Origin of the sequence: Mycobacterium sp. GA-0227b, from assembly GCF_001499855.1 — a bacterium.
Taxonomy (GTDB): domain Bacteria; phylum Actinomycetota; class Actinomycetes; order Mycobacteriales; family Mycobacteriaceae; genus Mycobacterium.
Window position 1 is genome coordinate 26,667 of sequence record NZ_LQIK01000023.1, and the last position, 14,774, is coordinate 41,440.

Consider the following 14,774-nt stretch of genomic DNA (forward strand, 5'->3'; position numbering starts at 1 on the left):
CTGCCCAAGTGTAGAGGGGGCAATTCCGCCGGTACCTTGGCGCTGTGGATGAGCGCTCGCGCGGAGACCGTGTATCAGCCACCCGCATCGCGCTCGTCGGACCCGGTGCGATCGGGTCGACGGTCGCCGCCCTGCTGTACGCGGCCGGCCATCCGGTGACGCTGTGCGGTCGCACTCCGCGCGATTCGATCGAGGTCAGACCCGACGACCGGGAGCCGATCGTGGTGCCCGGCCCGGTGTTGACCGATCCCGCCGTCATCGACGAAGCGGTCGACGTGGTGTTGCTGGCGGTGAAGGACACGCAGAACGAGCAGGCCGCCGGGTGGCTGGCGAAGCTGTGCGACGAGCGCACGGTGGTGGCGGCGCTGCAGAACGGCGTCGAACAGGTCGAACGCGTCGGCCGGTACTGTCCCGGGTCGACCGTGGTGCCTACGGCCGTGTGGGTCTCGGCGGAGCCGACGCCGGACGGTCACATCCGGTTGCGGACCCAGGCGCGCCTCGTGCTTCCCGATACCGCCGCCGCCCGCGATCTGGCGGATCTATTCGCGGGTAGTGCCGTCACGATCGACACCGATCCGAACTTCGTCACCGCGGCCTGGCACAAGCTTCTGGTCAACGCGGTCGTCGGGTTCATGGTGCTCAGCGGTCGGCGCGCGGGCATGTTCCGCCGCGACGACGTGGCCGTGCTGGCGCGACGCTATCTCGGCGAGTGCCTGGCCGTCGCGCGCGCCGAGGGAGCCAAGCTGGGCGACGAGGTGATCGACGAGATCGTCGACCTGCTAGCGAGGTCCCCGGAGGACATCACCACGTCGATCCTCACCGACCGCGAGGCGAACCAGCGGTTGGAGTGGGACATCCGCAACGGCGTGATCGCCCGCAAGGCCGCTGAGCACGGGCTGCCCACCCCGATCAGCGACGTGCTGGTGCCGCTGCTGGCGGCGGCGAGCGACGGCCCCGGCTAGCCGGGCGACGAACAAGCGGCGAGGCACGAGCCGGGTTATGGGGGCACCTCCCACGCGAAGCGTAGGGGGAAAGGCCGGCCATCAGACTAGACGCCGTCCTCTACTGTGTATGGCCATGCAGTCATGTGAACGCGTCGACCTGGACTTCATCGAGAGCGCGCCGTTCCGATTCGTCAGCAGGGTCGACCTCACGATCACGCCCGAGCAGCTGTTCGAGGTGCTCGCCGATGCCGAGTCGTGGCCACACTGGGCGACGGTGATCACCAATGTCGAGTGGACCAGTCCCGAACCGCGTGGCATCGGCACGACGCGCACCGTGACGATGCGCGGGGGCATCGTCGGCGACGAGGAATTCCTGGCCTGGAACCCGTACAGCCACATGGCGTTTCGGTTCAACGAGGCGTCCACCGGAAGTATCGCTGCGTTTGCGGAGGACTACCGGGTGGTGAAGACGCCGGGCGGCTGCCACCTGACGTGGGTGATGGCGATGAAGCCGAAGGGCGTCGCCGCAAAGTTCGGGATGACGTTCGGGCGGCCCGTCATGGCCTGGATGTTCCAGAAGTTCCTCTACAACCTGCGCGACTACTGCGCGAAACGGTTCGCCACGGTCTGATCCGCGCCGGCGCGTGTTGCTGATCCGCGTCGTTGCGGCACACGAAGTCGCGCTGTGGACACCGAGCTGTCGCACCGGACCTCAGTAGTCACAGCTTTCGACGTTTGGAGACCCGCCCCTCGCACTCTTCCTGCGAGACGTCGATCGGTGTGACGTCTGAGTTGGAAGCGACGCAAAGCGGCGGGGCTCAATACAGCCCGGCCCACGCCCGGCGACGCTCGGCGTCGGGGTCTTCGACGATGTCGTCGCGGGCCGACATGATGATGCGGGTGTAGCGGCGCTCGGTGTCGTACACCGGCCAGTCGTGCCCGCTGGACCACCGGATCTCGCCGGTGTCCCACCCCTTGGCGGCGAAGTCCAGCCAGGTCCGCTGCATGCGCCGACCGACTGACGGCTGCAACCGCCGGCCGAGCGGGTGCATCTTGCGGCCGAGATACGACGCGTAGCTGTGTTGGATGTGCACGATCTCGCTGCCGTGCGTCGCACCGAGGCCGAGCATCCGCAGGCTGAAGCCGACGTGGTCGAAGCGGTACATGTGCGTCGGGGCGTGGCCACAGTAGGCGTCGGCGAACGCCCACGCCGGTCCGCCGAACATCACATCAGAGCCGAACGCGATCAACGCCCTTCGGCGCGGATAGTCGGGATATGCGGCCAGCACCCGGTCCTTGGCGTCCGGGGCGACGCGCTCGAAGTAGGCGTCTATCGAGGCGCGGGTGGTGGGCAGCATCGGCGGTTTGGTCCATGCGAACATCGACGCTTCGTGGCTATTGGTGCCGATGATCAGCGGCACCCTCCGCAGCCTGCCGTCGCGGGCGGCGTCGACCGGGTGGCTCGGCAGCAGGTCGACGCCGTAGGTCAGCCCGTAGGCCAACGTCGGCGTGGTGGCGGCGCTTTCGAGTTGCAGCCCGCCCGCGACGCGACGCAACTGGCGCTGCGGTAGCCGCTTGACCTCAGCGACGGGCACCCCCAGGCGGCGCAGGAACTCGTGGGCCTGCTCGGCCCGCACCTGCCGGTCGGCGATCAGCGGCAGTGCCGGGCTCTGCGCGATCGCCCGGGTGAACAACCCCTCGGCGGCCGGGCTGGCGAGCAGCGCGAGCACCGACGTGCCGCCGGCGGACTCACCGAACACCGTCACGCGGGCCGGGTCACCGCCGAACGCCGCGATGTGGTCACGGATCCACCCGAGCGCGGCGATCTGGTCCCGCAACGCGAGGTTGTCGTCAAACCCTTCGCCGAGGTCACCGAGCTCGAAACCACCGAAGACGCCGATGCGGTAGGTGATGTTGACGACGACCACGTTGCCGTTGGCGGCCAGCCGCGAGCCGTTGTAGAGCTGAAACTGCCCGGCGCCGTAGACGAAGGCACCGCCGGGGATCCACACCATCACCGGCAGCGACGCCTTGGTGTCCGGAGACCACACCGTCAACGTCAGGCAGGCTTCGTCGCGGACCTTGGGGTCGTCGCGGCCACCGCCGACAAACGATTTGCCCTGCGGCGGCAGCGGTCCGTGTTCGATCGCGTCCCGAAGACCCGGCCACGGCCGCTTCGGCTCGGGACCGAGGAATCGGCGATCGCCCACCGGTTGCTCGGCGTAAGGAATCCCGCGCCAGACCCCGACGCCGCCCTCGGTGGTGCCGCGGAGATCGCCGAGGTCGGTGTGCACGACGCTCGAATGTCTGACAACGAGTGCCACGAGCGAATCGTAGTGTGCAAAGCTGAACGTCATGACCTTCAACGAAGGTATGCAGATCGACACGAGCACCACCTCGTCGAGCGGCGGCGGGGGCGGCCCGGGCCGGGGCATCGCGGTCGGTGGTGGAGTCGGCGGCCTCGTGATTCTCGTCGTGGCGTTGTTTCTCGGCGTCGACCCGAGCTCGGTGATGCCATCGCAGGGCCAGTACGACAGCCAGGGCGTGGAGACACCGGGCTTCGATCTGAGCCAGTGCAAGACCGGCGAGGATGCGAACGAGATCGTGCAGTGCCGGGTGGTGGCGACCGGCAACTCGGTCGACGCGGTGTGGGAGCAGTTGCTGCCGGGTGAGTATGTGCGCCCGCGCATGGAGTTGTTCGACGGATCGGTACAGACGGGCTGCGGTCCCGCCGACACCAGCGTCGGGCCGTTCTACTGTCCGCCCGACCAGACCGCGTACTTCGACGTCGAGTTCTTCGACGTGCTCAAGAACCAATTCGGTTCCAGCGGTGGCCCGTTGGCGCAGGAGTATGTCGTCGCTCACGAGTACGGGCATCACGTGCAGAACCTGTTGGGTGTACTGGGCCGGTCACAAGGTCCGGGCGCCGCAGGCGCGACTGGCGCGGGGGTGCGCACCGAGTTGCAGGCCGACTGCTATGCCGGTGTCTGGGCACACTTCGCGTCGATCACCAAGCAGGAGGGCACCGACGTGACGTTCCTGGAGCCGTTGACCGACAAGGACATCGCCGACGCGCTGTCGGCAGCTGCGTCGGTGGGCGACGACCGCATTCAGCAGCAGGCGACCGGCCGGGTCAACCCCGAGGCGTGGACGCACGGTTCCGCAGCGCAGCGGCAGAAGTGGTTCACCGAGGGCTACCGCACCGGCGACCCGAAGGCGTGCGACACGTTCGCGACCAACGACCTTGGGTAGGGCACCCACGGCCGTCGACGCGGTCGCCGAACGCTACCTCGCGACGTTGGCCGAGCTCGACCCCTGTGCGGCAACGGAAATGGGCATCGCAGGCTACGACGACGAGATCACCGACTACTCCCCCGACGGCGTCGCCGCGCGTGCCGACGCAGCACGCAACACGCTGCGTGAACTCGATACCGTCGCCGGAGTCGACGCGGTCGACGAGGTGACGGTGGCCGCGATGCGCGAACGCCTCGGCATCCTCGTCGAAATCAACGACGCCGGCCTCGATGTCGGCGAAATCAACGTGATCGCCTCACCGCTGCAGTCGATGCGCGACGTGTTCGACCTGATGCCGACGGAAACCGACGACGACTGGGCGGTGGTCGCCCGCCGGCTGGCACGGGTTCCCGAGCGCGCGGCCGGCTACGCCGACGCGCTGCGTGCCGCGATCGCGAGCGATCATCCGCCGGCGGTGCGTCAGGTGGTGCGGGGCATCGATCAGGCCGCGAGCATCCAGCACCTGCTGGTGGTGATGGTGGCCGACGCCGCGCCGGATAATTCCGCGCTGCACGACGAACTTCAGCACAACGCCGCCGTCGCCGCGAACGCCTACCGCGAACTCGGCAGGATCCTCGGGGACGAGATCGCCCCGCACGCGCGCGCGGAGGACGCGGTCGGCCGCGACCTCTACCGGTTGTGGTCGCGGTCCTTCCTCGGTGCCGAGGTGGATCTCGACGAGACGTACGAGTGGGGTCGGGCTCAGCTGGAAAGCATTGTCGCAGAACAGGAAAGCCTCGCGCAGCAGCTCTATCCGGGCGCGTCGATCGCCGACGCACTGCGCCGCCTGGACGGTGAAGAGCGCTACCTCGTGCACGGCGTGGACGCGCTGCAGGCCTGGATGCAGGACCTGTCCGACCGTGCGGTGGAGTCGCTCGCCGACACGCACTTCGAGATCGCGGAACCGTTGCGGCGTCTGGAATGTCGCATCGCGCCGACGCACACCGGCGGCATCTACTACACCGGCCCGTCGGAAGACCTCAGCAGACCGGGTCGGATGTGGTGGTCGGTTCCGCATGGAGTGGAGACGTTCCACACCTGGCAGGAGACGACGACCGTGTTCCACGAGGGGGTGCCCGGCCACCACCTGCAGATCGGCCGCGCCGTCGTGCTGGCCGACCAACTCAACCGCTGGCGCAGGCTGGGCTGCTGGGTGTCGGGACACGGCGAGGGCTGGGCGCTGTACGCCGAACGGCTGATGGCCGAACTCGGCTGGCTCGACGATCCGGGGAATCGAATCGGAATGCTCGACGCACAACGGTTTCGCGCCGCCCGAGTGGTGATCGACATCGGCGTGCACTGCGGGCTGACGGCGCCCGACGGCGGCGTCTGGGACGCCGAGCGGGCGTGGGAGTTCCTGGTGTCGCACAGCGCGATGAACGAGGAGCACCTGCAGTTCGAACTCGACCGCTACCTCGGGTGGCCGGGCCAGGCACCGTCGTATGCGATCGGGCAGCGAATCTGGCAGCAGCTGCGCGACGACATACTGGGTCGAGGCGTGTCGCTCAAGGAATTCCACAGCCGCGCACTGGATCTCGGTGGTCTGCCGCTCGACGTGCTGCGGTCCGCGCTGTCGGGCGGTTTCGCCGCCAGCTGAGTCCCTTCTTTCGCTGGCCGAGAGTCTCTACCGTTAGCGCATGGAATCCGTGACCGTCACACCGAAGCTCACCATGCTCGTCGTCGACGGCTGGCAGGTCTACGTGTGGCGGGACGGTGATTCGGTCACGCTGATCGACACCGGCGCGCCCGGGTCGGGTCCGGCCATCAGCGACGCAGTACCGGGTATCGACCGAATCGTGTTGACGCACGGGCACGTCGACCACACCGGCTCGGCGGCGCAGCTACGGGAGTCGACCGGGGCCACGGTGATGGCCGGTGCCGGCGACGCCGCCGCGATCCGCGCCGGCGCCGCCCTTCCCCCACCGGTGTTCGAAGAGTGGGAGCTGCCGATCCATGAGCGGGTCGCCGCCGGACTGCCCGCTGCGGCGGATCCCGTACCGGTGGACCGGGAGCTGCACGACGGTGATGTCCTCGACTTCGGTGGCGGCGCCGAGATCCTGTCCGTGCCGGGGCACACCGAGGGCAGCGTCGCGATCCACCTGCCGCGCCACGGCGTACTGCTCACCGGCGACACCATCGCCAATGTGGGAACCGTCATGCTGGGCACCTTCAACCAAGACCGCGCACGTACGGTGGCATCGTTCGGACGGCTCGCCGCGCTCGACGTCGACACCGCCTGTTTCGGGCACGGCGAGCCGATCGTCTCGGGTGCCGGCGCCCGCCTCCGCGAAGTGGCTGCCACACTGAGCGGGTGACCGGTCCGTCACCGAAAGGGGTCCAGCCATGCGCATCGCTGTCGCGGGAGCGACGGGAAACATCGGCGCCCGCACCGCCGCGTTACTCGAACGCGACGGCCATGAGGTTGTGAGGATCAGCCGCTCACTCGGCGTCGATCTGATGACCGGTGCGGGTCTCGACGAGGCGCTCACCGGCGTGGACGCGGTCATCGACGCGATCAGCGCACCTCCCACCGACCGTGAGAAGACGACCGAATACTTCGGGGCCACCACGCGCAACCTGCTTGCCGCCGAGCATCGGGCAGGAGTGCGCCACCACGTCCTGCTGTCGATCGTGGGGATCCACGGCATCGAGGGCAACGCCCACTACGCGGGTAAACGCGAACAGGAGCGCCTCGTCGCCGAGGGACCGGTGCCCTGGACAGTGGTGCCGGCCACCCAATTTCACGATTTCGCGGCCATGGTCGCCGGTTGGACCGAGCATGACGGAGTGGCCACCATCGCGCCGCTGCTCGTGCAGCCGATCGCGCCCGACGACATCGCCGAGGTCCTCGCCGAGGTCGCCACCGGCCAACCCCAGGGCCGGTATGTCGACGTCGCCGGACCCGAGCCGCAAGACCTCGTCGACATGGCCCGCCGCACCCTCGAAGCTCGCGGCCGCCGGGTCAAGCTCATCCCGACCTGGGATGGCGTTTTCGGCCTGTCGATGGCCGGGAACGTGTTGCTACCGAGCGAGAATGCCCGCATCGCTGCGACGACATTCGACGACTGGCTCGCCGCGGGCGCCGAGTAGACAGGAGCATCCAGCGTGACGGAACTTCCCTTGGCGGGCAAGGTGGCCTACGTGACGGGCGCCGCCCGCGGCCAAGGCCGTTCGCACTGCGTCCGGTTGGCCCGCGCAGGCGCCGACATCGTCGCGATCGACGCGTGCGGACCGGTCGCCGAGCACAACGGCTATCCGCCCACGGCACCCGAGGACCTCGCCGAGACGGTGAGCCTCGTCGAGGGCGAAGGGCGCAAGATCGTCGCCGACCGCGTCGACGTTCGCGATGCGGCCGGACAGCAACGCGTGGTGTCCGACGCGCTCGAGCAGTTCGGCCGCCTCGACATCGTGGTCGCCAACGCCGGCGTGATGAATTGGGGCCGGCTGTGGGAGATCTCGGCACAGCAGTGGCAGGACGTCCTCGACATCAACTTGACCGGCGTCTGGAACACCATCAAGGCGGTGGTGCCACCGATGATCGAGGCGGGCAACGGTGGATCGATCATCAACATCAGCTCGGCGGCGGGCATCAAGGCAGTCCCGGGCGCGGGCCACTACTGCGCCAGCAAGTTCGGCGTTGTCGCACTGACCAATTCGCTCGCGGTCGAACTGGGAGAGTTCGGCATCCGGGTGAACTCCGTTCATCCGTACGGCACCGACACCCCCATGGGCAACGACACCTCGATGTGGCAGACCTTCGCCGACCATCCGACCTATATCCACAGCTTCTCGCCCGGCGCGCTGCCGACCGAGTCGCTGGCCGACCCCGACCTGATCTCCGACATCGTGGTCTGGTTGGCCAGCGACGCGTCGTCACTCGTGACCGCCGCCCAGATCCCCGCGGACAAGGGCTATCTCAAGATTTGATTCCTGCGCGTGGGCCCACGGGTAAGCAGGGGACAGACGCAAATTGACCCATTTTCGCCGCAGTTCGGGACAATTTCCGTCTGCTCGCGGATAGAGGTGACGCCCCGCCTAGAGCCGGGACTGCTCCTTGATCGCCGTGTCGGTCTTGCGCAGCGGCCGGATCAGCGCGTCCTGCGCGAACGACGCGATCAGCTCACCGGATTCGGTGTGCACCGTGCCGCGCACGTACGACATGCCCGCCCCGACCTGAGTGCTCTCGTGGCCGTACAGCAACCAACCGTTCCACCGGAACGGCTCGTGGAAGCTGACCGACACCGTCATCGGCGCGGTCGACACGGTCAGATGCGACTGCGCCGTGCCGATCCCCTCGTGTGCCCGCATTGTCGTCGAAATACCAAGGTGCCCAGTGAGATAGGCAACGAGCGCCTTCGCGAGCTCGTCGCGGGTCGGGATCGGCTCGTAGTGCACCCAGGCGTACAGCTCCGGCGGCCCCACCTCGTCGGGACTGTTCACGTCGACCACGTCGATGAGCCGGATCTCCCTGCCGGTCATGGGCATCCGGGCGTCGTTCGCCTCGGCGGGCGGCTTGACGTCGGGGCGCGGCAACGCGTGGCGGATGACGTCGGGCGTTGGCACGTCGGTCAACACCGTCACCGTCACGCACCGTTTACCGTTCTGCTTGGCCGACACGATCGCCGTTGCGGTCGACCGGCCTTCGTTGACGACGTCGATCTCCAGCTCCAGCGGACCGGCCCCGACCATGACCGCACGCGAGAAGACCGCGTACACCGAGCGCACCGATTTGCCCCCGAAGCGTTTCGCCACCGCCACGATGACCTGGGCGAGCACCTGCGTGCCCTCCACCACCTGCCGGTCCTGCTCGCCGACGGGACCGGTTTCGGCGATGAACCGGTTCTCCCCATCGGGCCGCACGTCGAACAGGTCGAGCAGCTCCTCGACCGTCCACAGCTCCTTGGCTGGCTCCTGCGCTGAGTCTGTCGTCATGACAGGGAACAGTAACCGAGCTTCCGCAAAAGCGGTAACGTCATTACCAGCGAACCACCGATGAGCGGGAAGGTGCCGACGATGGCCAAGCCGAGCGGACGTACGGCGGCCGGAACCGCCCGGGTCGCGTCACCGGACGACCCCGCCGAGTCCGAGTCCCGGCCCAAGCGCTTCATGAAGTCGGCGCTGGCGATCCTCGGTGAAACCGGCCGCACGGATTTCACGGTGCTCGAAGTCGTCGAGCGCTCCAAGACGTCGCTGCGGTCGTTCTATCAGCACTTCTCCACCAAGGACGAGTTGCTGCTCGCACTCGTCGACAAGATCATGTCCGAGTCGACGCGCCGGTGGCGCGAGGACACCGCCGGGCTGCCGGCCACCACCGCACTTCGGGTCCTCGTCGACCGCATCTGCACACCGCCGGAGACGACGACCCAGGACAAGGTCAACCGCGGCCTGACCAACTACAACGACCGGCTCGCCGAGACGTTGCCCCGCGAGTACGCCCGGGTGCTCTCGCCGGTGCACGAGCTGATCAAGGACATCATCAACCGCGGGATCGCCGAGGGCGTCTTCCGCGCCGACGTGAACGTCGAGGCCCGAGCGGCGCTGATCATGCAATCCGCGCTGGGTGCGATCCGGCTGCAGGTGCTCGGCGCCGAGCTCAACGGCGTTCCGATCGGCGCCGACGACATCTACGACTACTGCCTGAGCGGGCTCACTGGCCCGGCCGACCCGGCCTGACCTGCGTCGCGCCGGCAGAAAAACCACCTTCTCGACGCCGCTGTTTTCGCTGGTCCGAAAGTGGTAATGTCATTACCACAATCAGCCAAGCAGACTTCCAGGAGGCGCAAATGGCCCGCCAGCTTCCCTACCCGGTGTTCGACGCCGACAACCACTTCTACGAGCCGAAAGAGGCGCTGACCAAGTTCCTTCCGGACCATCGCAAGCACGTCATCGACTACATCGAGGTCCGCGGCCGCACCAAGATCATGGTGCGCAACCAGGTCAGCGACTACATCCCGAACCCGACCTTCGAGGTCGTCGCCCGACCCGGCGCGCAGGAGGAGTACTTCAAGCACGGCAGCGGCGGCAAGAGCTTCCGCGAGGTCATGGGCAAGCCGATGAAAGCCATTCCCGCCTTCCGCGAGCCCGCCGCGCGACTCGAGGTGATGGACGGGCTGGGGCTCGACTATTCCCTGATGTTCCCGACGCTGGCGAGCCTCGTCGAGGAACGGATGAAGGACGATCCGGAACTGATCCTCGACGTGATCCATGCGCTCAACGAATGGATGTACGAGACCTGGCAGTTCAACTACGAGGACCGCATCTTCTCCACGCCGGTCATCAACCTCGGCATCGTCGACCGCGCCCTCTCCGAACTCGAGTGGTGTTTGGAGCGCGGCGCCAAGACCGTCCTCGTCCGTCCCGCGCCGGTGCCCGGTTTGAAGGGCACCCGGTCGTTCGGCCTGCCGGAGTTCGACCCGTTCTGGCAGGCGTGCGTGAAGGCCGGTATCCCGGTGTCGATGCACGCCTCGGACTCCGGATACGCCGAGTACCTCAACGACTGGGAACCCGCCGACGAGTACTTGCCGTTCAAACCGACGGCGTTCCGCATGGTCTCGATGGGCAAGCGCCCGATCGAGGATTCGATGGCCGCGTTGGTGTGCCACGGTGCGTTGACGCGCAATCCCGAACTGCGCGTCCTGTCGATCGAGAACGGCGCGGACTGGGTGCCCTACCTGTTCAAGCAGTTCGAGGGCGTGTACAAGAAGATGCCCCAGGAGTTCCCGGAGAATCCGATCGAGGCCTTCAAGCGCGGGGTGTACGTCGCGCCCTTCTGGGAGGACGACTTCAAGCAGATGGCCGATCTCCTCGGCGTCGACCGGGTGATCTTCGGTTCGGACTGGCCGCATCCGGAGGGGTTGGCCGAGCCGACGCACCTGATCGACGACCTGCAGGCCCTCGACGCGGAGGGACAGCAGAAGGTCATGGGCGGCAACATGATCGACTTGTTCAAGGTTCCGAACGAGATCGTCCACAACCCCGACGTGCCTGCGCTCGTCATTCCCGCCTGACCTAGAGGCACACGTCGCGAACGTGCGTGTCGACCCGTCGGCACGCACGTTCGCACCACCACGAAAGCGAGCCAGTGACCGACAGCGCGAACAATCCCGAGGTGCTGCTCTTCGCCTCGACGACACAGTCATTCCTCGAAAAAGAGGTGCCGCTGAGTCGAATACGCGAACTGCACGACGCGGGAACCGCGTTCGATCCCGGCTGGTGGCGCCGGGCCGCCGAACTCGGCTGGACGAGCCTGCTCGTCCCCGAGGACCTCGGCGGTGGCAGCGTGTCCGGCGGCGTCTCCGGGGGCGTCAGAGACCTGGCGCTGGTGGCCGAGATCGCCGGAAAGACCGTCGCACCCGGCCCGCTGCATCCGGTCAGCACCGTACTGGCCGGGCTGGCCGAGGCGCCCGACAACCATCAAGACACCATCGAAGCGCTGATCGCCGGTGAGATGGTGGCCACCTGGGCGGTCTACGAACCCGGTCGGCCGTGGTCGCCGCTGACGCCGTCGGTCACCGCGACACCCACCGGCGCCGGCTTCCGCATCGACGGTGTCAAGGACCGGGTCGAGGCCGGCGCTGACAGCGAAACTTTCCTCGTCACAGCGCAATCCGACGGAGCCGTGCGCCAGTTCCTGGTACCCGCGGACGCTCCCGGCGTGCGGGTCGAACCGCAACGCTCGATCGACATGGTGAAGAGCTACGCGCGGGTGCAGTTCGACGGTGTCGAGGTCGGCGAGTCCGCAGCCGTCGGGTCGGCCGAACACACGCCCGCGCTGGTCGAGCGGCAGAGCCAGCTCGCCGTGCTCCTGCAATGCGCCGAGATCGTCGGCATCCTGGAGACGGTGCTGGCCTTCACGATCCAGTGGGGCTTCGACCGGCATTCGTTCGGCCGCCCACTGGGCTCGTATCAGGCGCTCAAGCACAAATTCGCCGACCTGAAGATCTGGTTCGAAGGCTGTCGTGCGACGACGAACGCCGCCGTTGCCGAGGTGGCATCGCGCTCCCCCAGCGCCGAGATGGCGGTCAGCGTCGCGAAATCCTACGTGGGCGAACACGCACCAGGAATGCTTCAGCTGTGCGTGCAGCTGCATGGCGGCATCGGGGTGACCTGGGAGCACGACCTGCACTTGTTCCTGCGACGGGCCACGCTGTACCGCTCGCTGTTCGGCACACCCGAGGACCACAACCTGCGCGTCTACGCGCTCACCAAGGCGGAGCAAGCGTCATGACCGACACGACATCCGCGCGCGCCACCACCCAGGAGTCGGTCGAGGAGTTCGCCGCCCGCGCCGAGCGGTGGCTGGCCGAGAACATGCCGCCGATCGATCCGAACGACCCACCCGAACACGACCGCGGCGAGGAAGAACCCTGGCAGCGGGCTCGGGAACTTCAAAAGAAGCTGTGGGACGGCGGATTTGCCGGAATCTGTTTCCCGAAGGAGTACGGCGGTCTCGGCCTGCCGATCGCATATCAGAAAGCGTTCGACAACGTATCCCGCTGTTACGAGCTGCCGGTCATTCTCAACACCCCGACGTTCACGATCTGCGCGGCCACCATTCTCGACACCGGCAGCGAGGAGCAGAAACGCCAGCACATCTCCGCCGCCCTGCGCGGCGAGGAGGTGCTCGTGCAGCTGCTGTCCGAACCCAGCGGCGGCTCCGACCTCGCCGGCGTGATCACCCGCGCCGACCGCAAGGGTGACAAATGGGTCATCAACGGCGCAAAGACCTGGAGCACAAGCGCCTTCGCGGCCGACTACGGGTTGATGCTGGCCCGCACCAACTGGGATGTGCCCAAGCACGAGGGCCTGACCATGTTCCTGGTGCCGATCAACAGCCCCGGCATCACCTTGCGCCGCATCAAGCAGGTCAACGGTTCGGTCGAGTTCTGCGAGGAGTTCTTCGACAACCTCGAACTCGGCGACGACGCCGTCGTCGGCGAGGTCGACGCAGGCTGGCATGTGGCGTCGCGTCAGCTGTACCACGAGCGGCGCGCGGTCGGCGGCGGCTCGGAGTTCGCCAGCGGCGTTGGCGCCGAGGGCAAGTCCGATGTGCCGATCGACTATGTCGCACTGCTGGAGAAGACCGGACAGCCCGACAACGAGCGCCTTCGCGAGATGGCGGGACGAGCACTGGTGCATCGCGCGGTCCGGGAGCAGTTGATCGACCACGTGTACCACGGCGTGCTCGACGGCTCGCTCCCTCCGGCGGCGGGTTCGATCATCCGCATCGCGCACGCCGACATCCACCATCTGGAGTTCGACACGGCGTTGGCCATCACCGGCAGCGCCGGCGTGGTCGACGTCGATGGTGACCTGATCCGCTACGGCGAGCGGTATCTGTCCCGGCAGGCCGCGGCGCTCGGCGGCGGGACCACGGAGATCGCGCGCAACATCATCGGTGAGCGAGTTCTGGGCTTCCCCCGCGAACCGGCCGCCGACCGCGGTGTGCCGTTCAAAGAGGTCCGGCGCAACAGGGGCTAGAACAGCGTGGGCTGCAGCACCTCGGCCGGCGCTGCGGGCGGCGTGTCCGCGACCCGGAACGAGCGGCGCTCCGGCGCCAGCCCGTGCTTGGTGATAAGCGGTGCGGCCCTGTCGCGCAACGTCTTTCGGTAGTCCGGCGGAAGGTACGCCCCGCGGCGGTAGAGCTCGCGATACCTCGGCACCAGTTCGGCGTGATCGCGGGTCAGCCAGTTCATGAACCAGCCGCGCGTGGAGCCGCGCAGATGAAGTCCGAACACCGTGACGCCGGTGGCCCCGGCCGCCGCGATCTGGGCGAGCAACGCATCGAGGTGCTCGACCGAGTCCGTCAGATAGGGCAACACCGGCGCCACCATCACATGGCAGTCCAGCCCGGCGTCACGGATCGCGGCGATCAAGCCGAGCCGAGCCTGCGGTCCCGGCGTCCCCGGCTCGACCTGCTTGTGCAGATCGTGGTCGCCTACCGCGAGCGAGACCGCGACGCTGACCTCCACCCGTCGCGCGGCCTCGCTGATCAGCGGCAGATCGCGTCGCAGCAGGGTGCCCTTGGTGAGGATGGAGAACGGCGTGCCGGAATCGGTCAGCGCCGAGATGATGCCCGGCATCAGCGCGTAACGGCCTTCGGCCCGCTGGTACGGATCGGTGTTGGTGCCGAGCGCCACGGTCTCGCGCCGCCATGACTTGCGCGACAGTTCGCGGCGCAGCACGTCGGCGACGTTGGTCTTGACCACGACCTGAGTGTCGAAGTCGCGGCCGCAGTCGAGGTCGAGGTACTCGTGGGTGGGGCGCGCGAAGCAGTAGCGGCAGGCGTGCGAGCACCCGCGATAGCCGTTGACGGTGTACTTGAAGGGCAGCGCCGACATGTCGGGCACCTTGTTCAGCGCTGACTTGCACAGCACTTCGTGGAAGGTGATGCCGTCGAACTGCGGCGTCCGCACGCTGCGCACGAAACCGATACGCTGCAGGCCGGGCAGCGCGCCATCGTCGACCCCGACGCCCTGACCATCCCACCGCATGTATTCGATTCGAACCCATGTTCGATACAGTGTCAAGGACCGC

General features: G+C 67.6%; 14 protein-coding genes. 11 read left to right on the plus strand and 3 right to left on the minus strand.

Annotated features, from left to right (window positions below; genetic code table 11):
* Positions 1 to 44: 44 nt before the first annotated feature.
* Together AU185_RS13515 and AU185_RS13520 are read left to right on the plus strand one after the other, a co-directional pair.
* Entirely contained in the window at positions 45 to 962 is a 918-nt protein-coding gene (locus tag AU185_RS13515) for an oxidoreductase (RefSeq protein WP_059099922.1), read from the plus strand.
* Between the two features lie 109 nt (positions 963 to 1,071).
* Positions 1,072 to 1,575, plus strand: coding sequence for an SRPBCC family protein (locus AU185_RS13520; RefSeq protein WP_059099921.1), 504 nt, complete (start codon positions 1,072 to 1,074; stop codon positions 1,573 to 1,575).
* Between the two features lie 187 nt (positions 1,576 to 1,762).
* On the opposite strand, the gene AU185_RS13525 is transcribed toward AU185_RS13520, so the two are convergent.
* The gene (locus AU185_RS13525) at positions 1,763 to 3,268 is read right to left on the minus strand and encodes a carboxylesterase/lipase family protein (RefSeq protein ID WP_059100160.1); all 1,506 of its coding nucleotides are present in this window, start codon (positions 3,266 to 3,268) and stop codon (positions 1,763 to 1,765) included.
* A gap of 31 nt (positions 3,269 to 3,299) precedes the next feature.
* Between AU185_RS13525 and ypfJ the strand changes: the two genes are divergently transcribed.
* From ypfJ to AU185_RS13550, 5 genes are read left to right on the plus strand one after another with little or no spacing between them, the layout of a single operon-like run.
* On the plus strand, positions 3,300 to 4,196 hold the full coding sequence (ypfJ, locus tag AU185_RS13530; RefSeq protein ID WP_059099920.1) for a KPN_02809 family neutral zinc metallopeptidase: 897 nt from the start codon (positions 3,300 to 3,302) through the stop codon (positions 4,194 to 4,196).
* On the plus strand, positions 4,189 to 5,835 hold the full coding sequence (locus AU185_RS13535; protein ID WP_059099919.1) for a DUF885 domain-containing protein: 1,647 nt from the start codon (positions 4,189 to 4,191) through the stop codon (positions 5,833 to 5,835). Before ypfJ ends, AU185_RS13535 begins: the two co-directional genes overlap by 8 nt.
* Before the next feature lie 40 nt (positions 5,836 to 5,875).
* Positions 5,876 to 6,553: an MBL fold metallo-hydrolase gene (locus tag AU185_RS13540; protein WP_059099918.1), complete on the plus strand. Its 678-nt coding sequence runs from the start codon at positions 5,876 to 5,878 to the stop codon at positions 6,551 to 6,553.
* A 28-nt stretch (positions 6,554 to 6,581) separates the two neighbouring features.
* A complete protein-coding gene (locus AU185_RS13545; RefSeq protein ID WP_059099917.1) occupies positions 6,582 to 7,328 on the plus strand; it encodes an SDR family oxidoreductase in 747 nt (248 codons plus the stop codon).
* A 15-nt stretch (positions 7,329 to 7,343) separates the two neighbouring features.
* Positions 7,344 to 8,165: a mycofactocin-coupled SDR family oxidoreductase gene (locus tag AU185_RS13550; RefSeq protein WP_059099916.1), complete on the plus strand. Its 822-nt coding sequence runs from the start codon at positions 7,344 to 7,346 to the stop codon at positions 8,163 to 8,165.
* A 108-nt stretch (positions 8,166 to 8,273) separates the two neighbouring features.
* On the opposite strand, the gene AU185_RS13555 is transcribed toward AU185_RS13550, so the two are convergent.
* On the minus strand, positions 8,274 to 9,170 hold the full coding sequence (locus tag AU185_RS13555; RefSeq protein ID WP_059099915.1) for an acyl-CoA thioesterase: 897 nt from the start codon (positions 9,168 to 9,170) through the stop codon (positions 8,274 to 8,276).
* Between the two features lie 81 nt (positions 9,171 to 9,251).
* Here AU185_RS13555 and AU185_RS13560 point away from each other — a divergent pair, with 81 nt between their 5' ends.
* The 4 genes from AU185_RS13560 (at position 9,252) to AU185_RS13575 (ending at position 13,718) form a co-directional block, all read left to right on the plus strand.
* Complete coding sequence (locus tag AU185_RS13560) at positions 9,252 to 9,911, plus strand: TetR/AcrR family transcriptional regulator (protein WP_059100159.1); 660 nt, start codon at positions 9,252 to 9,254, stop codon at positions 9,909 to 9,911.
* 110 nt (positions 9,912 to 10,021) lie between these two features.
* The gene (locus AU185_RS13565) at positions 10,022 to 11,245 is read left to right on the plus strand and encodes an amidohydrolase family protein (protein WP_059099914.1); all 1,224 of its coding nucleotides are present in this window, start codon (positions 10,022 to 10,024) and stop codon (positions 11,243 to 11,245) included.
* 74 nt (positions 11,246 to 11,319) lie between these two features.
* Positions 11,320 to 12,465, plus strand: a complete 1,146-nt coding sequence (locus tag AU185_RS13570) for an acyl-CoA dehydrogenase family protein (RefSeq protein ID WP_059099913.1) — start codon at positions 11,320 to 11,322, stop codon at positions 12,463 to 12,465.
* A complete protein-coding gene (locus tag AU185_RS13575; RefSeq protein ID WP_059099912.1) occupies positions 12,462 to 13,718 on the plus strand; it encodes an acyl-CoA dehydrogenase family protein in 1,257 nt (418 codons plus the stop codon). The genes AU185_RS13570 and AU185_RS13575 overlap by 4 nt, the downstream gene beginning before the upstream one ends.
* Here the strand turns inward: AU185_RS13575 and AU185_RS13580 are convergent.
* Positions 13,715 to 14,731 carry an Rv2578c family radical SAM protein gene (locus AU185_RS13580; protein WP_059099911.1) on the minus strand — a complete coding sequence of 339 codons (1,017 nt, stop codon included), beginning with the start codon at positions 14,729 to 14,731 and terminating at the stop codon, positions 13,715 to 13,717. The two genes, AU185_RS13575 and AU185_RS13580, sit on opposite strands and share 4 nt — an antisense overlap.
* Between the last annotated feature and the right edge of the window lie 43 nt (positions 14,732 to 14,774).